The sequence below is a fragment of the Alistipes sp. D31t1_170403_E11 genome (assembly GCF_015553985.1).
GTDB lineage: Bacteria > Bacteroidota > Bacteroidia > Bacteroidales > Rikenellaceae > Alistipes > Alistipes montrealensis.
On the sequence record NZ_JADNHQ010000002.1, the window covers coordinates 540867 to 559607 of the forward strand.

19 protein-coding genes are annotated in these 18741 nt (G+C 60.1%); 13 read left to right on the forward strand and 6 right to left on the reverse strand.

From position 1 onward, the window contains the following. The 6 genes from I2E69_RS05505 to I2E69_RS05530 are packed head-to-tail and all read right to left on the reverse strand — an operon-like array spanning nt 1 to nt 4199. Nucleotides 1–315, reverse strand: a complete 315-nt coding sequence (locus tag I2E69_RS05505; RefSeq protein ID WP_195459654.1) for a DUF3784 domain-containing protein — start codon at nt 313–315, stop codon at nt 1–3. 6 nt (nt 316–321) lie between these two features. Continuing rightward, complete coding sequence (lpxB, locus tag I2E69_RS05510; protein ID WP_195459657.1) at nt 322–1461, reverse strand: lipid-A-disaccharide synthase; 1140 nt, start codon at nt 1459–1461, stop codon at nt 322–324. After that, complete coding sequence (locus tag I2E69_RS05515) at nt 1458–2090, reverse strand: hypothetical protein (protein ID WP_195459659.1); 633 nt, start codon at nt 2088–2090, stop codon at nt 1458–1460. The genes lpxB and I2E69_RS05515 overlap by 4 nt, the downstream gene beginning before the upstream one ends. Before the next feature lie 3 nt (nt 2091–2093). Beyond that, nucleotides 2094–2771, reverse strand: coding sequence for a tRNA (guanosine(37)-N1)-methyltransferase TrmD (gene trmD / locus I2E69_RS05520; RefSeq protein WP_195459662.1), 678 nt, complete (start codon nt 2769–2771; stop codon nt 2094–2096). Continuing rightward, a complete protein-coding gene (locus I2E69_RS05525; RefSeq protein ID WP_195459665.1) occupies nt 2761–3492 on the reverse strand; it encodes an FkbM family methyltransferase in 732 nt (243 codons plus the stop codon). The genes trmD and I2E69_RS05525 overlap by 11 nt, the downstream gene beginning before the upstream one ends. A gap of 38 nt (nt 3493–3530) precedes the next feature. Beyond that, nucleotides 3531–4199, reverse strand: coding sequence for an MBL fold metallo-hydrolase (locus I2E69_RS05530; RefSeq protein WP_195459668.1), 669 nt, complete (start codon nt 4197–4199; stop codon nt 3531–3533). A gap of 171 nt (nt 4200–4370) precedes the next feature. Here I2E69_RS05530 and I2E69_RS05535 point away from each other — a divergent pair, with 171 nt between their 5' ends. The 13 genes from I2E69_RS05535 (at nt 4371) to I2E69_RS05600 (ending at nt 18700) form a co-directional block, all read left to right on the forward strand. Continuing rightward, complete coding sequence (locus I2E69_RS05535) at nt 4371–5195, forward strand: alpha/beta hydrolase (protein WP_195459670.1); 825 nt, start codon at nt 4371–4373, stop codon at nt 5193–5195. 30 nt (nt 5196–5225) lie between these two features. After that, nucleotides 5226–6359 carry a hypothetical protein gene (locus I2E69_RS05540; RefSeq protein WP_195459673.1) on the forward strand — a complete coding sequence of 378 codons (1134 nt, stop codon included), beginning with the start codon at nt 5226–5228 and terminating at the stop codon, nt 6357–6359. A gap of 132 nt (nt 6360–6491) precedes the next feature. Continuing rightward, the gene (rlmD, locus tag I2E69_RS05545) at nt 6492–7904 is read left to right on the forward strand and encodes a 23S rRNA (uracil(1939)-C(5))-methyltransferase RlmD (RefSeq protein ID WP_195459675.1); all 1413 of its coding nucleotides are present in this window, start codon (nt 6492–6494) and stop codon (nt 7902–7904) included. Nucleotides 7905–8153: 249 nt separating this feature from the next. Then, the gene (locus I2E69_RS05550) at nt 8154–8843 is read left to right on the forward strand and encodes an SIMPL domain-containing protein (protein ID WP_195459676.1); all 690 of its coding nucleotides are present in this window, start codon (nt 8154–8156) and stop codon (nt 8841–8843) included. A 300-nt stretch (nt 8844–9143) separates the two neighbouring features. Next, nucleotides 9144–9599, forward strand: coding sequence for a cytidine deaminase (locus I2E69_RS05560; RefSeq protein WP_195459682.1), 456 nt, complete (start codon nt 9144–9146; stop codon nt 9597–9599). Nucleotides 9600–9608: 9 nt separating this feature from the next. Next, nucleotides 9609–10295 carry an RluA family pseudouridine synthase gene (locus I2E69_RS05565; protein ID WP_195459684.1) on the forward strand — a complete coding sequence of 229 codons (687 nt, stop codon included), beginning with the start codon at nt 9609–9611 and terminating at the stop codon, nt 10293–10295. Nucleotides 10296–10307: 12 nt separating this feature from the next. Next, complete coding sequence (gene dtd, locus I2E69_RS05570; protein ID WP_195459687.1) at nt 10308–10760, forward strand: D-aminoacyl-tRNA deacylase; 453 nt, start codon at nt 10308–10310, stop codon at nt 10758–10760. A gap of 19 nt (nt 10761–10779) precedes the next feature. Next, a complete protein-coding gene (locus I2E69_RS05575) occupies nt 10780–12255 on the forward strand; it encodes a DNA/RNA non-specific endonuclease (protein WP_229095395.1) in 1476 nt (491 codons plus the stop codon). A gap of 76 nt (nt 12256–12331) precedes the next feature. Beyond that, nucleotides 12332–13855 (forward strand): DNA/RNA non-specific endonuclease, encoded by a 1524-nt coding sequence (locus I2E69_RS05580; protein ID WP_195459690.1) that lies wholly within the window; start codon nt 12332–12334, stop codon nt 13853–13855. A 2-nt stretch (nt 13856–13857) separates the two neighbouring features. Continuing rightward, a complete protein-coding gene (locus I2E69_RS05585) occupies nt 13858–14823 on the forward strand; it encodes a TIGR01212 family radical SAM protein (protein ID WP_195459693.1) in 966 nt (321 codons plus the stop codon). A gap of 19 nt (nt 14824–14842) precedes the next feature. Then, nucleotides 14843–15736, forward strand: a complete 894-nt coding sequence (locus I2E69_RS05590; RefSeq protein WP_195459696.1) for a YitT family protein — start codon at nt 14843–14845, stop codon at nt 15734–15736. Continuing rightward, complete coding sequence (gene priA / locus I2E69_RS05595; RefSeq protein ID WP_195459698.1) at nt 15736–17994, forward strand: primosomal protein N'; 2259 nt, start codon at nt 15736–15738, stop codon at nt 17992–17994. The genes I2E69_RS05590 and priA overlap by 1 nt, the downstream gene beginning before the upstream one ends. After that, complete coding sequence (locus I2E69_RS05600) at nt 17978–18700, forward strand: ComF family protein (RefSeq protein WP_195459701.1); 723 nt, start codon at nt 17978–17980, stop codon at nt 18698–18700. Before priA ends, I2E69_RS05600 begins: the two co-directional genes overlap by 17 nt. Nucleotides 18701–18741: the final 41 nt, after the last annotated feature.

Below are 18741 nucleotides of genomic sequence, written 5' to 3' on the forward strand. Positions count from 1 at the left end.
TTATTTATTGTGGTCGTAGCGCTGTGCCCGGACCACTATCCAGATCACGTAAACCGGCAGGTAGACAGCGAGGATTATCGTAAAGGCCTCCTGCTGGCCGGTCAGTTCGAGTATTGTTGTAAATAAAATCAATAAACCTCCGATTATCACCAGGTGTCGTCGCATGAACGACGAAAGACCGTCGATGTCGACGTTTTTGCGTTTCTCCTTCGACAGGGTGTTGTAACCCGAGATCAGCATCGGGAACCGTTTGACCAGCAGGCCGCATACGATTACAAATGCTCCGGCGAGCAGAGGAGCGAGAGGGCCGTTCATCGGAAGCTATTTTATTTTCTGTGCGTGTAGTTCTGCGACCATGCGTGCGGCAAACCGCTCGCTGGCGCCCGGGCCGCCGATAATCGCGCGCAGTTCGCTGAAGTCGGCGAACATCTTTTCGCGTTTGGAACCTCCTGCGACGATTGCCCGCAACTCCTTTTCGGCCCGTTCGGTCGAGAGTCCCGACTGGATGATCTCGGTAACGGCCTCGCGTCCGAGGTTGAGGTTGACGAGCGACACCCAGGGTACTTTCAGCACATAGGGCCTCAGCCACACCTGCCACCACACCGTGCGGTAAACCACCACTTCGGGGATGCCCAGCAGTGCCGTTTCGAGCGTTGCCGTGCCCGAGGTCACCACTGCCGCTTCGGCTGCCGCCAGCGTTTCGTAGGTCTGGTCGCAGACGTAGCGGATACCGCTTCCGGCGGTATATTGTTCGTAAAGCGCCCGGTCGAGCCACATCACGCCCGTCACCACAAACTGATGTTCCGGGAATTTTTGCGCCAAAGCGGCCATCAGCGGCAGGTTTTCGCGGATTTCGCCCCGGCGGCTGCCGGCCAGCAGGGCGATGATCGGGCGATGGTCGAGCCCGTTGCGGCTGCGGAATTCCGCAGGCGTCGGAAGCGACGCCTGCCGGGCTTCGATGGCGTCGACCAGCGGGTTGCCTTCGAAGATGGGCTCGAGGCCGTGCTGCGGGAAATAGTCGCGTTCGAAGGGGAAGATGATGAACAGTTTGTCCACATACCGCCGGATGGCCTTCACCCTCCATTCGCGCCATGCCCAGACTTTCGGGGCGATGTAGTAGAACGTGCGGATGCCGTGCTCCTTGGCCCAGCGGGCCATTTTCATGTTGAATCCGGGGTAGTCTATCAGGATCAGCACGTCGGGAGCGAATGCTGCGACATCGGCCTGGCACTCCTGCATCTGGCGTTTGATGGTCCCGAGGTTTTTCAGCACCTGTACGATGCCGAAGAACGAAGTTTCGCGGTAATGTTTCCGCAGATTGGCTTCGCCGCCCGCTTCGGCCATATAATCCCCGCCCCAGAAACGGAGTTCCGCCCCGGGATCGGCTTTCAGCAGCCCTTTGATCAGGTTTGCACCGTGCAGGTCGCCCGAAGGTTCCCCGGCGATGAGGTAATACTTCATTTATTTTCCGGTCGTTGGGGTTTCGTAAATTTAATTTCGAAATAGAGGTAGTTCTTCAGTTTGAACCGTTCGTGCCATTTCGAAGGGTGGAGATGGCTGTCGCGGACATGGCAATAGTGGAGCCCTTTGAGCACGGTCCCGTCTTTCATCGGTATTTCGATCGGTTCGCCCTGGCAAAATGCAGCGACGGGAATAGCGTCGTCCGTGGTCAGCCTTTTTCCGGGGATGGTCTCCATCAGGATGCACTTGTCCGTTCCGGGGATTCCCAATGCGCAGAGTCTTGTTATCGGGGACCGGAGAATGATATGGACCGAATCGGTGCTGACGGGTTGGGATGCAAGGAAGAATTCCAGCGTATCGGATTCGCAGATAAGGTCGTTCATCGGCAACCGGCGGCTTTCCTTGCCGTCGGTGATGTGAACGAGGTCGAGTCGGTATCGGGTTCCTGCTATTTTGCCCGTAATAAGAGTTTTAAGGGCGTATATCCTTTGAAGGTTGGCCGAAGCCTGTATAAATTCGCTCTCCTGCAGGACCGGATTGGAGAATGAAACCGTGACGGGTTCCTGTGCGGCGGTAGGCCGTATGCAACAAATGCCGAGCGTAAACAGCAGGATGGATAACGGGTTCATGGGCTATTCGTTTAGTAAGTCGGGTCGCAGCCGCTTGGTGCGTTCGTAGGCCTCGTTGTCCTGCCATTTTGCGATTTCGGCGAAGTTGCCCGACAAAAGTACGTCGGGAACCCGCCAGCCGCGGAACTCCGCAGGCCGCGTGTAGACCGGGGGCGCCAGCAGGTTGTCCTGAAACGAGTCCGTCAGGGCCGAAGCCTCGTCGCCGATGGCTCCGGGGATGATCCTTACGACCGAGTCGGCGATGATGCAGGCCGCCAGTTCGCCGCCCGTCAGCACATAATCGCCGATCGAGATTTCACGCGTGACGAGGTGCTCGCGGATGCGGTGGTCGATGCCTTTGTAGTGGCCGCAGAGGATGATGATGTTTTCGAGTGTCGACAAACGGTTGGCTTCGTGCTGGTTGTATCGGTTACCGTCGGGAGAGGTGTAGATAACCTCGTCGTAGTGTCTCTCGCTCTGGAGTTTCTCGACCAGTTCGAAGACCGGTTCGCACTTCATGACCATGCCCGCTTCGCCGCCGAACGGGTAGTCGTCGGTGGTCTTGCGTTTGTCGTGGGCGTAGTCGTGCAGGTTGTGTACGACGATCTCGACGAGTCCCTTCTCCTGCGCCCGCTTGAGGATCGACTCGTTGAGCGGTGAGGTCACGAGTTCGGGAACTACCGTGATGATGTCAATGCGCATATCTGAAAATAATGTCTTTGGTGCTTTCTTCGGTCAGCGGGACCTCCTGTCCGCGCCGGAGCGTGTAACCCGTGTAACCCATCTCCCGGAAGAGCGCTGTGATCTGCGGACGGTTCGTGCCGCCCGTTTCGATCAGCACCGTGGGTCGGTGTCGTTCCAGCAGGGGACGCATCTCGGTCATCACGACGAGTTCGTAACCTTCGATGTCGCATTTGATGAAGTCGATCCGCCCGAGTTTTCCGAACAGTTCGCTTCCGCGGCGCATCTGGGCCGTGAACTCCACGTCGGCTTTGCCGCCGTCTTCGTTGACGAAGTTCTGCCCCGTCCCGAAATAGCCTGTCTCGCGTGCCGAGTCGTTGGCCATCGTGATCGGTTTCGACTCCGTGCCGAGGGCGTAGGGGAATATCTCGACGTTCCCGCAGCGGCGCAGGTTGCGGCTGAGCACTTTGCGGATCGGCGCCACGGGCTCGACGGCAAAGACTTTCCCGGCAGGACCTGCGAGCCGGGAGATCGTACGGGCGTAATAGCCCAGATTGGCGCCGATGTCGATCGCCGTGTCGCCCGGGCGGACCAGTTGCGGCAGGTGGTAGACGTATTCCGTAGCGGGGGCGTAACGCCCGATGCCCAGCCGCTGCCAGAGGAAGAACAGGCGGCTCACAACGCGCAGATAACCTTCTAACGGCAGGATCCGGTAGAGAATCTTATGGATGAATTTCCCCAATTTTTAATTCTTAATTTTTCATTTTTAATCATCGGAATTCAATTCCGATAGTTCACCTCCTCGTTCATCACCTCGACGATAAAGGGATTGTAGAGCATTTCATGCCCGATCGTCGATTCGGGGCCGTGGCCGGGGTAGACGTGGACCTCTTCGCCCAGCGGAATCAGGCTGTCGAGGATCGAACGCATGATCCACGAATAGTCGCCGCCCGGAAGGTCCGTGCGGCCGATCGATTCGCGGAAGAGCGTGTCGCCCGTAAAGAGCGATTTCGACTCGGGTTCGTACAGTGCCACGTGGCCCGGGGTGTGGCCCGGGGTGTGGATTACGCGCAGGGCGGTTTGGCCGAAGCGGATTTCGGGTGTCGTGTCGAGGTCGATGTCCGCCGTGGGCATGGCTCCGATCTTCACGCCGAAGACCGAACCGCTCGTCGCGGCGTTGTCCAGCAGGAAGCCGTCCTTGGACGAAAGGGCGAAGGGAATGCCGTAGCGCTGTTTGAGGTGCTCGACGCCCAGCGTGTGGTCGAAATGGCCGTGGGTGTTGACCGCCATGACGGGTTTCAGCCCGTGCTCGGCGATGAAGTTGTCGAGCGCGGCGTCCTCGTGCGGATTGCTGTTTCCGGCGTCGATCACGACGCACTCTTTCGTGTCGTCCCAGACGACATAGGTGTTTTCCTGTATCGGATTGAATTGCAGGCAGGCGATTTTCATATAAAGGCTGTTTTTGGTGCAGTCCGTACTTTCGCGAGGATACTGCGGGCCCATCCGTCCGGTTTCCCGGATGTGCGACGGCGCCGCTCGTCCCGGCGAAAGTTTACTTTTGCAAAGATAGTACTTTTTGTGGGAATTTACCTATCTTTATGACCTAAACGACTCGATCCCATGAAACGATTTTTTGCGCTTCTTTTCGCGCTGACGCTCTTCTGTGCGGGGCTTTCGGCCCAAACGGCTGCTTACAGGACTGAAAAAAATATCGCCTACCGCGACGCTGCGGGCGACGGTTACGCCGATTCGCTCTGCCGGCTGGATATCTGTTATCCGGAGGACCTGAAAGGGTTTCCGACCGTCGTGTGGTTTCATGGCGGCGGATTGACGGGCGGGCGGCGCGATATTCCGAAGGCGTTGTGCGATAAAGGTTTTGCCGTGGTGGGTGTGGATTACCGCCTCGCTCCGCGCGTAAAGGTCGCCGACTGTGTGGAGGATGCCGCCGCGGCCGCGGCGTGGGTGGTGAAAAACATCGCCTCGTACGGCGGCGATCCGAAGCTGATCTTCATCGCCGGGCACTCGGCGGGCGGTTACCTTACGTCGATGATCGGCCTGGACAAACGCTGGATGGCGCCCTACGGCATCGACCCCGACACGGCCTTCGCGGCGCTGATTCCTTACAGCGGGCAGGTCGTGACCCACTTTGCACGCCGCCGCGAAATGGGCATTCCCGACACGCAGGTCGTCGTGGACGACATGGCGCCGCTGAACTACGTGCGGCCCGACTGCCCGCCGATCCTGATTCTCTCGGGTGACCGGGAACAGGAGATGCTGGGCCGCTACGAAGAAAATGCCTATTTCTGGCGCATGATGCAGGTTGCGGGTCATCCTGACGTGCAGATTCGGGAGTTCGACGGGTTCAACCACGGCAACATGCCCCAGGCGGGTCATTACGTTGCGGTGCGCTATATCCGCGACTTTGTGAAAAAACTGGAAAGGTAATTGCGGTCCGGACCTCATAAACGGAATAAGATGAAAGGATGGATGAAACTGGCGGCCGCGCTTTTCGCTGCGGTGTCGCTCACGGGATGTTCGCTGCTGAAAGTGTCCGTGGCTACGGGCGATCCCCTCTCGAAAGAACAGATGAACGTGCGGACCATGACGCGCGGGTTTTACTACGATATGGCCGGCGAGGTGGCCCGTGCGGCCGATTCGATCGTCGCCGCGTCGCCCGATGTGAACGTGCGCATCGCGGCCGTGCGGTGGAAAATCCGCGCCACGCGCGCCGGGGTGACCGCCGCCATGCAGGGGATTCCCGACGTGGCGCTGGCCGACCTGTGGATTCTGTGCCGCCGCATGAACGAAGCCTTTGCCGGGGCGCCGGATTCGCTGCTGTTCGGACCTCAGAGTGATATTGCCCGCGACGCCGCCCGGCGGCTCGACCGACGGGCCGGACGGCTTGCCCGGCAGGTGCTTCCGGACGACCGCTATACTCTGATGGAGGGGTTCGTTGCGGATTACGTACGTGAAAATCCCGCCTCGGAAGGCGACGAGACCGACAATACGACCCTTGCGTGGCTCGAATACCTCCGGGCCGCAGGCGTCGAAAGCGGCTACGCCACCGGTTCGATCGCCGAAGTGCTGGCCGATGTCAACGACCGCCTGAGCGGCCAGACCCAGCAGATGTCGAACAGTATCGGCTGGTCGAAGGATATCTTCGAAATGCGGCTCGGGCAGGACAGCCTGCGCATGCAGGTCGGGGCGCAGCTCGATTCGCTCGAACGCAGTTTTGCGCGCATCGTGGCCGTGGCCGAAAACCTGCCCGAGATTTCGGACAAGGTGCTGGAGGAACTGAACCGGCAGGCCACGCAGTTGATCTGGACGATGAACGCTTCGGTCGACAACGCCTTTGCCGATTTCGACCGCCAGCGCGGCGAGTTGCAGCAATACGTTTCGCGCGAACGCGAGGCGCTGGTCGAACAACTGCGGACGACGGGCGGCGACCTGGTCCGGACGATGCTCGACGCCCTGCCGGGACTCGTCGGTAAAATCCTGCTCTATGTCGTGCTGGCACTCGCGGTGCTGGTCGGCGGTCCTTTTGCGCTGGGCTTCTGGCTCGGCGGGGTACGGGCGCGCGCAAAAGCGAGGAAGGCGGAAAACAGTTGATTCCTGCGGCCTTCGGTGTCGTAACGATCCGTTTTATCCGGCGGAAAATTTTACCGCATCGCTTTTGATTTGGGTTTGAACCCGTCCGGCTTTTTTATACCTTTGCAACCCAAACTCGAATTTATGGCAAGAATGGCAAGAAAGAAAGCGAACTATCCCCTGATCGAGGGGCTCGAAATAACGACGCTGGCCGCCGAAGGCAAGGCCATGGGGCGCTGGAACGACGTGGTGGTCTTCGTTCCGCTGACCGTCCCGGGCGACGTGGTCGACGTGCAGATTCGATCCAAGCGCCGCCGCTTCATGGAGGGCTTCGTCGTCCGCTATGTGAAGAAATCGCCCCTGCGCGCCGAGGCGTTCTGCGAACATTTCGGGGTCTGCGGCGGTTGCAAGTGGCAGAATCTGCCCTACGAAGAGCAACTGCGCTTCAAAACCGAGCAGGTTCGCGATCAGCTTACGCGCATCGGCAAGATCGCCCTGCCCGAAATCGCGCCCTGCCTGGGCTCGGCGCATACGCAGTTCTACCGCAACAAACTCGAATTCACCTTCGCCGGCCGCCGCTGGCTGACGCGCGAGGAGATCGAGACCGCGGGCGACATCGGCGACGCGCCTGCCGTGGGATTCCACATTCCCAACATGTTCGATAAGGTGCTGGATATCGACAAGTGCTGGCTCCAGCCCGAGCCGTCGAACGCCGTCCGCATGGAGACCAAGCGTTTCTGCATCGAAAACGGTTATACGTTCCACAACGCCCGCGAACATACGGGGCTGATGCGCAACATGATCGTCCGCACGGCTTCGACCGGCGAGGTAATGGTGATCGTGGTTTTCAACAGCGACGACCGGCCCCGCATCACGGCCCTGCTGGACCATCTGGCTGCGAAGTTCCCGGAAATCACGTCGCTGTTCTACATCGTCAACACGAAATTCAACGACTCGGTGGGCGACCTCGACCCGGTCTGCTATAAAGGCAAGGACCACATTATCGAGGAGATGGAGGGGCTGCGTTTCAAGGTGGGGCCCAAGTCGTTCTACCAAACCAACTCCACACAGGCCTACGAACTCTACAAGGTGGCCCGCGATTTTGCGGACCTCAAGCCCGGCGACGTGCTTTACGACCTCTATACCGGAACGGGAACCATCGCCAATTTCTGCGCTGCCCGCTGCGCCAAAGTCGTGGGCGTCGAGTATGTTCCCGAGGCGATCGCCGATGCGAAGGTCAACTCCGAACTCAACGGCATCGGCAACACGGTTTTCTATGCCGGCGACATGAAAGCGGTGCTCGACGACGGGTTCGTCGCTGAGAACGGCCGTCCCGATGTGATCATCCTCGATCCGCCGCGTGCGGGCGTCGACGAGCCGGTGATCGGCGTTATCCTGCGCGCTGCGCCCGAGCGAATCGTCTACGTGAGCTGCAATCCCGCTACGCAGGCCCGTGACCTGGCGCTGATGGACGCCGAATACCGTGTTGAGGCCGTGCAGCCCGTCGATATGTTCCCCCATACGCATCATGTGGAGAACGTCGTGAAGCTCGTGCGCCGCCGATAGGGCGGCGGGCCGGAACCCACGGCCGTGCCCGGCCTGTCCGCTGCATGTCCGGTCCGGGAGCGAAATCGGTTTGTTTGCGCGGAATCCGCCCGCAGCCCGGCGAAACTTCGCTCCGGGATGCAGTATTTTGGTTTTCCGGCGTTTTACTGAACACAGAAGGATGGTAACGGGCCTTGTCCGAAAATAATTCCGGCAGGATGCCGCGGCTTGCACCATCTTTGTAAGATGTTTACCTAAAACGAAGAAATTATGAAACGACTGATTTTAATGGCGGCGGTGGCGCTTTTCGCGCTCCCCGCAGCGGCTCAGATGCAGGAGGCTTTCCCCAGCTACATCCAGGTGAACGGACGCGCCGAGAAGGAGATTACGCCCGACGAGTTCTATTTGCAGATCATCATCAACGAACGCGATTCGAAGGGCAAGGTTTCGGTCGAGAGCCAGCAGCGCGACATGATCGCAGCGCTCAGGCGCGCGGGCGTCGATGTCGAGAAGCAGCTCAAGATGGCCAACCTGTCGAGCGAGTTTTTCAAGAAAAATACCTCTGTGGCTACGGCCAAATACCAACTGCAACTGGGTTCCTCGGCAATGGTCGCCAAGGTGTGGCAGGCGCTCGACGGACTGGGCATCTCGAATGTCTCGATCCTGAAGGTGTCGCATTCGAAGATCGAGGAGTATAAGGAACAAGTGCGCGTCGAGGCGATGCAGAACGCCAAACAGAGCGCCGCGACGCTGGCCGAGGCCATCGGGCAGAAGGTCGGCAAGTGTTTCTACATCTACGATTCGAACAACAACGTGATGCCCGTCTTCTACGATAACATGGCCGTGATGCGCAGCGCCAAGGCGATGGGTGCTGCCGAGGACGCCGCGGCGGACGAACCGCTCGATTTCAAGACCATCAAGTTGCAGTACAACGTGCAGGCGAAGTTCGTCCTCGAATAGGCCGGTTTCGATTTATAAGCGGCATTTTCCGCACATCCTTTGTCCGAGGCGAATGGGACGTACTTCGGTACTGCCCGTCCGCCTCGTTCTTCCCGATACCGGAAACCGTTCGGATGCCGCCTGCGCGGACCCCGCCGGACCTGTCCCGACGGCAAAGCCTTTTTCGCGGATCGAAAAAGGCCTGAAAATGAAACGATTGATTCGGGTTGAAAGCGGAGAGGCTGAAAAAGTACGATTCAGTAAGCAATTTCTGAAAATTTCATTATCTTTGTAGTTCACCCCTGTAAAAAAGGAGGAGTTATGGAAAAGCAGTTTTGTTTCGACTATGAACATTATGCGGCGCTGTCGGAACTTCCCGAAGCGGACCGCAGGCTGGTCGCCGAGGCCGAACGGGCCACGGCCAATGCGCATGCGCCCTACTCGATCTTTCACGTAGGCGCCGCCGCGCGTCTGCGCAGCGGGAGAATACTTTACGGCAGCAACTTCGAAAGCGAAGTTTATCCCGCGGGCCTCTGTGCCGAGCGGTCGCTGATGTTTTATGCCCAGGCCAACTACGCCGACGATCCGATCGAGACGCTGGCCATCGCCTCGAATCCTTCGGAGCGCGAGTGCTATCCCTGCGGCCAGTGCCGGCAGGTGATGGTCGATGTCGAGCGGCGCCAGGGCGTCCCGATGCGGGTGCTGATGAGCGGCCACGGCACGGTGACGGCGGTCGATTCGGCTTCCAAACTGCTGCCATTCACCTTTATCCTGTAATTTCCGACGATGTTCAACCCGGACGATATCCTTTACGAAGACAACCACCTGCTGATCGTCAACAAACGCTGCGGCGATCTGGTGCAGCCCGATCCCTCGGGCGAAAGCGCCCTCGAAGACCAGATCAAGGCCTTCATCAAGCAGCGCGACGCGAAGCCCGGCGAGGTGTTCCTCGGCGTGGTGCACCGTATCGACCGTCCGGTGAGCGGGGTCGTGATTTTCGCCAAAACCTCGAAAGCCCTTGTCCGCCTGAACGAGATGATCCGCGAGGGCCGCATCCACAAGGTCTACTGGGCGCTTACCGAGGCGACTCCCGAGCCCGAGAGCAGCGAACTGTGCCACTACATCCTGCGTGACGGCAAAACCAACCGTTCGCGGGCCTACGACGCCCCGAAGGGCGACGCCAAGCAGGCGCGCCTGCGCTACGAAACGCTCGGGGCGGGAACGAACTACACGCTCGTGGAGGTCGAACTGCTTACGGGCCGCCACCATCAGATTCGGGCCCAGCTCTCGAAGATCGGATGCCCGATCCGCGGCGACCTGAAATACGGGGCCAAACGCTCCCTGCCCGGAGGCGGCATCTCGCTCCATTCGCGCCGGGTCGAGTTCGAACACCCCGTGCGCCGCGAACCCCTCTCGGTGACCGCCCCCGTGCCTGCGGGCGACAACCTGTGGGCTTATTTCGAAACCCGCTAAACTTTTCCGGCTATGCGATTGCTGATTCAGCGTGTAAAACACGCTTCCGTCACCATCGGCGGTGATATCCGGTCCCGGATCGGGGCGGGACTGCTGGTGCTGGTCGGCGTCGGGAGCGACGACGGCGACGAGGATATCGAATACCTCGCCGGAAAACTGGTGCGGCTGCGCATCTTCGACGACGAAGCCGGGGTGATGAACCTCGATGTCGTGCAGACGGGCGGTGAAATCCTGGTCGTGAGCCAGTTTACACTACAAGCATCGACGCGCAAGGGCAACCGCCCGAGCTATATCAAGGCGGCCCCCGAAGCCGTTTCGCGGCCCCTTTACGAACGTTTTACGGCACGCGTCGCAGAACTCTCCGGCCACGGGGTCGCCACGGGCGAATTCGGGGCCGACATGCAGGTCTCCCTGGTCAACGACGGCCCGGTGACGATCTGGATGGATTCGAAAAACAAAGAGTAAACACCTCATTTTCATTCCAATGAAAAATATAGTTGCATTTTTGCTGCTGGGCCTTACAGTCATCGCCGCTTCCTGCGGAGACGACAAGAAAGGCGATGACAACCAGTGGTTCCTGACACCCGAAGCCGCCGTCAGCGGTACGACGGTCGAAATGACCTGCCAGACCCGTTTCGGCGCCGGCGTGCTGGACAACGTCCACGTGGGATTTACCTATGCGCCCGTTATCAGCGGTACGATCGGTTCGTTTGCCGAATCGACCAACAGCCGGGTCGACGGCCGCCTGATCTCCTCCACGCTGAGCAGCCTCGCTCCCGAAACGACCTATGTTGTCCGCGCCTTCGCCGATCTTTCGACGGGCCGTGTGGAAAGTCCTGTCATCTCCTTCGAAACCGGGGACGGCGAGGTTCCCGCCCCCGATCCCGTATTCGGAACCCCGTCGGCGACCGGCGTAACGACGACGACGGCCACGCTGAACTGCGATTTATCGTTCGACCGGGATGCCACTGATTACAGCGTCTATTTCCGTTACAAGGCGGTGTCGGCAGGCGACTATTTGCAGGTCTCCGTTCCGGTGGGGGCGGGCCCCAAGACGGTCGGTTTGACGGGGTTGACCCCTGCGACGGTCTATGAATTCCAGCTTTGTGTGGCATGGGCTGGCGAGTTCTATTACAGCGGGAAGGGCTCTTTCACAACGCCGGGCGGAGGAACTTCCGGCCTGGCGAAGTATTCGCAGTGGGCGGAATTGCCTGTCGTACAGGATCGTCCCGGCGATTATTACTATGCCGCGCACTACTGCGACGGCGCGCCGGGCGGTCGCAACTACTCGGTATGTTACAGCAAGAAGATGCGCGGCGCAGTCTGGGTGGCCTATCCGATGCACACGAGTTATACGGAAGGTTCGGCCGGCGGGCAGAACAAGTCGTGGCGATACGATCCCGTTATCCCCGCCTCGGTGCAGCCCGATTTGAGTTCGTCCTACCAGGCCAGCGGCGACGGCAGCTTCTCGCGCGGGCACATGCTCGCCTCCAACGACCGGCAGTCGGACAAGCCGACCAACAAACAGACGTTCTACTATACCAACATGTCGCCGCAGATTCAGGACGGATTCAACGGCGGCATCTGGTCGACGCTCGAAAAGAACTGCCACAAGATGATCTGTTCCGATACGCTTTATATGGTTACAGGAGCTTATTTCGCCAACGAAAACAAACATTGCAAGGATAACGACAACAATACGGTTACCGTGCCGACGCACTACTACAAGGTGCTGATCCGCTCGAAGAGCGGCAATACCGGGAAGCCGATCTGGACGCTCACGTCCGACCAGATCGAATGTGCGGGTTATTGGTTCGAGCACAAGGTTTATTCGGGGTCCCAGCCGTCGCAGTTTATCAAGTCGGTTTCGTGGATCGAGGAGCAGACCGGCCAGACGTTCTTCCCCAACGTGCCCAATGCGCCGAAGGCGACCCTCGACGGCTCTTTCTGGAAAATATAAATACACGCATCCCGACGAAGGACGGTTTTCGTTCTTCGCCGGGATTGTTGTGCCGATGAAGCAATTTCAATTTACGATGAAAAAAATAATTACACTCCTTTTCCTGGGCCTTACCGTGGCCTTCGTCTCCTGCGGGGATGAAAAGACGGAGACCGGAACAGACTGGTTCCTGACGCCTGTGGCCGAGGTCAACGGCACAACGGTCGGGCTGAGCTGCCAAACTCGTTTCGGCGAGGGCGTGCTCGAAAACACGAGCGTGGGCTTTTCCTATGCTACCATTGTCGATAATAAAATCGGCGCGTTTGCCGATGTGGCGGGTTCCGCGGTTGACGGAGCCGGCATTGCCGCTACGCTGACCGGGCTTCAGCCCGAAACGAATTACCTGGTTTTCGCCTATGCCGGCCTGTCGACCGGACGCGTTCAGAGCCAGGGAGCGGTCTTCAAAACCGGGCAGGACGACATGCCCGACCCCGATCCCGACCGGCCCGCTTTCGGAACTCCTGCGGCGTCGGGCGTGACGAAGACCGAGGCGATGCTGAGCTGTACGTTCAGTTTTGACGATACGGCCGACTACGACGTTTATTTCCGGTATAAGCCGGTTTCGTCGGGCAGCTATGACCGGGTAACCGTTTCGACGGGAACGGGAACCAAGACGGCGGCCCTGAGCGGCCTGACGCCCGGCACGACCTATGAATTCGCGCTCTGCGCCGACTGGGGCGGGCAGACCTACACCAGCTCTGCGGCGACCTTTACCACCTCGTCGGACGGCGGCGGTGGCGGAAATACGGGTTTGGCCAAGTATTCGGGATGGCCCGAGCTTGTTCCGGAGAATAAGTCGAACAGCGACTATCATTACGCTTACCACATCTGCCCCGACTTTTCGGTAGGCGGCCACAAAGCGCGTAACTATACGGTCTGCTTCAGCGCCAAGCACCACTGTCCCGTCTGGGTGGCGGCGCCGCGTCATGCCTGCTACCAGAATAATTCCGGACGCACGAATGCCTACCGTCAGGACCCCGATATTTCTGCGGACATACAATACAAAAGTAAAAGCACGGGTGGTGGCTGCAACAAGGGCCATATGCTCGGTTCGGCCGAACGCGAAACCACTTCGGCGGTCAACAAACAGGTCTTCTATTATACGAATATCGCTCCGCAGTACTCCTCGGGATACAACACCGGAGGCGGCGGATGGAATACGCTCGAGGACTGGATCGACGGCAAGGTCTGCCGCGATACGACCTATCTGGTCATCGGCACTTACTTCGAGTCCTATACCGATGGTTACGGCATGTCGGCCTCGCCCAAGAAAATTTCGTTCGGCGGTCGCAGCGACGTGTCGTGCCCCACGATGTTCTACATCGCCGCACTGCGCACCAAGCGGGGTGACACCGGCAAATCGGTGCTGAACTGTTCGGCCGACGAACTGATGTGCGTGGCGTTCGTGCGCGCGCACAACAACGGCCTCAAGGGCCAGAAGGTGACTTCGAAGGAGATGATGTCGATCACGGACCTCGAAAAACTCACCGGGCACGCATTCTTCACCAACGTGCCCAACGCGCCGAAGGCTTCCTATAAGGCTTCGGACTGGGGCTTGTAGCGATGATCTACCCGTGGGGCGATACGAGGCGGTTCAACTCCTATGCGGGGTACTTCCGCCGTCTGTTCGGCTGCCGGGTGCAGAAACTTTCCGTCGATGCGGGCTTCACCTGCCCCAACCGCGACGGGACGATCGGCAAGGGAGGGTGTACGTTCTGTAACAACGGAGCGTTCACCCCTTCTTATTGCATGCCCTCGAAAAGCGTCGGGCAGCAGATCGCCGAAGGGATCGAATTCCATCGCAACCGCTACCGCACGGCGCAGCGCTACCTGGTCTATTTCCAGTCCTTTTCCAACACCTACGCTCCGCTGGAGCGGCTCAGGGAGCTTTACGGCGAGGCCCTCGCGCATCCCGACGTGGCGGGTATCGTCGTCGGTACGCGTCCCGACTGCGTCGACGAACGCAAACTCGACTACTTCGCGGAGCTGGCCCGGGATCGGTATGTCGCCGTGGAATACGGCATCGAATCCACGTATGACGCTACGCTGCGCGCCGTCAACCGGGGCCACGATTTCGCGTGCGCCCGCCGTGCCGTGGAGATGACCGCCGGGCGGGGTCTGCATGTCGGAGCGCATTTTATCCTCGGGCTTCCGGGCGAAACGGATGCGATGCTGCTCGACCAGGCGGCGCGGATCAACGCCCTGCCGCTCACGACCGTGAAGTTCCACCAGTTGCAGGTTTTCCGCTCGACGCCGATGGCTGCCGAGTACGACGCCGCGCCGGAGCGTTTCCGTTTCTGGGAGCCGGAAGAATACATCGACCTGTTCGTCGAAATTCTCCGCCGGCTGCGCCCCGGACTGGTCGTCGAACGCTTCGCTTCGGAGGCTCCGCCGCGTTATCATTACGGCCGCAACTGGGGCCTGTTGCGCAACGAACAACTGCTTGCGATGCTCGAAAAAAGATTGGAAGAACGCAATACTTATCAAGGCGAATTTTTTACTACCTTTGCGGAAGAAAATACCGAATAACCCGAATAACCCCATCCCTATGAAATCCATCAATCCGGATATCGTGCTGAAGCCTGTTAAGGAGTATATCCTGATGGCCGTCGGCATGCTGATGTACTCTTTCGGCTGGATCGGCTGCATTCTCCCGGCGGGCGGCGTCGGCGGCGGCGCGGCTGGTCTGTCGCTCGTGTTGTGCAACGCCCTCGCTTCGGCGGGAATCGACCTGCAGATCGGTACGATGGTCTTCATCGTCAATGCGATCCTGCTCGCGATTGCCGGGTTTATCGTAGGATGGAATTTCGGCCTCAAGACCATTTTCTGCGTGGTGGTGATCTCCATCGGCATGAACTTCTGGCAGGAGGTGCTCCCCGAGGGCAATTTCCTCGGGGTCGACAACCTGTTGGCGATCGTCATGGGCGGTATCCTGGCCGGTGCGGGTATCGCGCTGTGTTTCTCGCAGGGCGGTTCGACGGGCGGCACGGACATCGTGGCCATGATCATCAACAAGTACCGCACGGTCAGCTACGGCAAAATCCTCATCTACTCCGATTTCGTCATCATCGCCTCCGCAATGCTCGTGGGAATGGGTATCAGCGCGGTGATCTACGGTTACGTCATGACGGCCGTCGTGGGTTACACGGTCGATATGATCATGGCCGGAAGCCAGCAGTCGAGCCAGGTCTTTATCGTGACGCACGACTACGAGAAAATGGCCCAGGCCATCGTCGACAACGTCCACCGCGGCGTGACGCTCATCGACTCGCAGGGATGGTATTCGAAAAAAGAGTCCAAAATCGTCATGGTGGTCTGCCGCAAGCGCGAGACCGCGATGATCCTCAAATTCGTCAAGACCATCGACCCCGAAGCCTTTATGACCGTCGGCTCGGTCATGGGCGTTTACGGTAAAGGATTCCAGGCAATCAGCAAAGGCTGATGCAGCGCTATGCCGATATAATCCTGCCGCTGGCGCAGCCCGCTTACACGTTTGCTGTGCCCGAGGGCATGGAGGCCGCGGCGGGGCAGGCCGTAGCGGTGCAGTTCGGCGCCCGCAAATTCTATACGGGCATCGTGTGGCGGGTTCATGACCGCCGGCCTGACTTCAAGACCGTAAAACCGATTCAGCGCATACTCTACGACGTGCCCCTGCTCTCGGCGCAGCAGATGGCGCTGTGGGAGTGGATCGCTTCGTATTACATGTGCTCCTTGGGCGAGGTGATGCGCGTGGCGCTGCCGGCGCTGATGAAACCTTCGGGCGACACGGAGGAGGAGTTTTCCGAAGAGGAGTTTCGTCCCCGGACCGAATGTTACGTGTCGCTGGCTCCGGAGCTCCACGACGAAGGCCGTTTTAACGAAATCTGCGAAAAAATCGAACGCCGCGCCCCCAAACAATACGAGGCGCTGCTCGAACTGGCCTCGGCCGGCGACGAGACGCGTATTTCGACGGGTGAAATCGCCCGCCGCCTGCTCCGGGCCGATTATGCCGTGCTGCACGCCCTCGAACGCAAGAAATACATCGTCTGTACGGAGCGGGAACGTACCGTCGAACGCGGTGGCTCGGCCTTCCGCCTTCCGGAGCTGACCCCGCAGCAGCTCACGGCGCTGGATGCCTTGCGCGAACAGTTCGCCGCCGGGAAAACCACGGCCCTGTTGCAGGGCATCACCGGCTCGGGCAAGACCGAAATCTACATCCACCTGATTGCCGAAGTGCTGGCCCGGGGCGGCGACGTGCTGTTGCTTGTCCCCGAAATCGCCCTCACGGCGCAACTGATCGAGCGCATGGAGCGCATCTTCGGCAGCCGCGTCACCCCTTATCATTCGAAACTCACCAACCACCGCCGTACGGAGACCTATCTGCGGCTGAACCGCTCCCAGGGAGGCGAGTTCGTGGTCGGTGTGCGGTCGTCGATCTTCCTGCCGCTGAAGCGCCTGCAACTGGTCATTGTCGACGAGGAGCACGACGCCAGCTACAAACAGGCCGATCCGGCGCCGCGTTACAACGCCCGCGACTGCGCCGTGGTGATGGCGCGTCTCGGCGGGGGCAGGACGCTGCTCGGCAGCGCCACGCCGTCGCTCGAAACGTGGCTCAACGCCTCGTCGGGCAAGTATGGCCGTGCGGAGCTGACCGAGCGTTACGGCGACGCCCGGCCGCCCGAAATTCTGGTTTCCGACACCCTGCGGGCCGCCAAGCGCGGCGAGCGCAAAGCCCATTTCAACAAACTTTTGCTGGACAAGATCGGCGAGACCCTCGACCGGGGCGAGCAGGTGATGCTGTTCCAGAACCGCCGCGGGTTTTCACCCTATGTCGAGTGCTCCGAATGCGGCTGGACAGCCCGCTGTCCTCACTGCAATGTGACGTTGACCTACCACAAGGGCGGACAGAAACTCGTCTGCCACTACTGCGGCTATACGGAGTCCGTTCCGGCGAAATGTCCTTCGTGCAAGGTCACCGACGTGATTCCGATGGGTTTCGGGACGGAGAAGGTCGAGGAAGAGATCGCCAAAATCTTCCCCGAAGCGCGTGTCGCTCGTCTGGACCGCGACAGTGTGACCTCCGAACGGGCTTTCAATGCCATTATCGCCGATTTCGAGGCCCGCAGGACCGACATTCTGGTCGGTACGCAGATGATCACCAAGGGTTTCGACTTCGCGGGGGTGTCGCTCGTGGGCATCCTCAATGCCGACAACCTGCTGAATAACCCCGATTTCCGGGCCGCCGAACGGGCTTTTCAACTGATGATGCAGGTGGCGGGCCGTGCCGGACGCCGTTCTGAAGGCGGCGAGGTGGTGATTCAGACCTCCGAACCCGGGCATCCCGTTATCCGGCAGGTTGCGGAGGGCGATTTTGGCGCCATGGCCCGGGCGCAGCTCTCCGAGCGCGAAGCCTTCTTTTATCCGCCTTATGCGCGGCTCACGTCGCTCGTGCTGCGCCACCGCGATCCTTCGGTGCTGCGGGGTGGGGTGATGGACTTGGCCGCACGCCTGCGCATTCGTTTCGGCCGCCGGCTGCTGGGGCCGATGACCCCGCCCGTCGACCGCATCCGCGGCGAATACCTCGTGGGGCTCCTGCTGAAAATCGAGAGCGGTGCATCGTCGGCCCGCGCCCGCGAATTGCTTTCGGCCGAACTGAAGGCCTTCGGCGAAAATCCTGCGTTCAAATCGATTACCGTCGTCGTCAATGTCGATCCTCAGTGACCTTGCGCACGACATCGCGTCGCTGCTGTTCCCGCCGCGCTGCGCCGTTTGCGGGGAGCCGCTCGCGCGCGGCGAACGGACGGTCTGCACCTTCTGCCGCGCCACGGCGCCGCTGACAGGGTACTGGCGCGAGGCCGATAATCCCGTCGTGCGCAAATGCTGGGGGATGGTTCCTGTCAGTCAGGCTTCGGGTTTCCTCTTCTTCGTCCACGCAAGCGGCTGGCGGCGGCTGATTCACGGCTTCAAGTACCGCGGCGCCTGGCGTACGACCCGGGCGATGGGTGAGTGGTACGGGCGTTATCTGCGCGAAAGCGGCCTCTACGACGATGTGGAAGTGGTCGTTCCGCTGCCGCTGCACCCTTTTAAGCGTTGCCGGAGGGGGTACAACCAGTCGGAATACATTGCCGAAGGAATTGCCGCGCAGTTGGGTGTTCCGGTCGACCGGGGCAGCGTCCGCCGCACGCGCAACACCGCCAGCCAGGCCCTCAAACCCCGTCGCGAACGGGCCCGGAATGTCGAAGACGCCTTTGCTGTCCGTCGGCCCGAACGGCTTGCCGGGCGGCACGTCCTGCTGGTCGACGACGTGATGACCACGGGGTCGACGCTCCTTTCGTGTGCCGCCGCCATTCTGCGCGACGCGCCCGGCTGCCGCATCAGCATCGCCGCCCTTGCCGTTTCGCAGCGCGAACTGGGTGTGAAGGAGTAGATTTAAAAACTTATCAACAGGACCCTATTCCGGCCGCACGC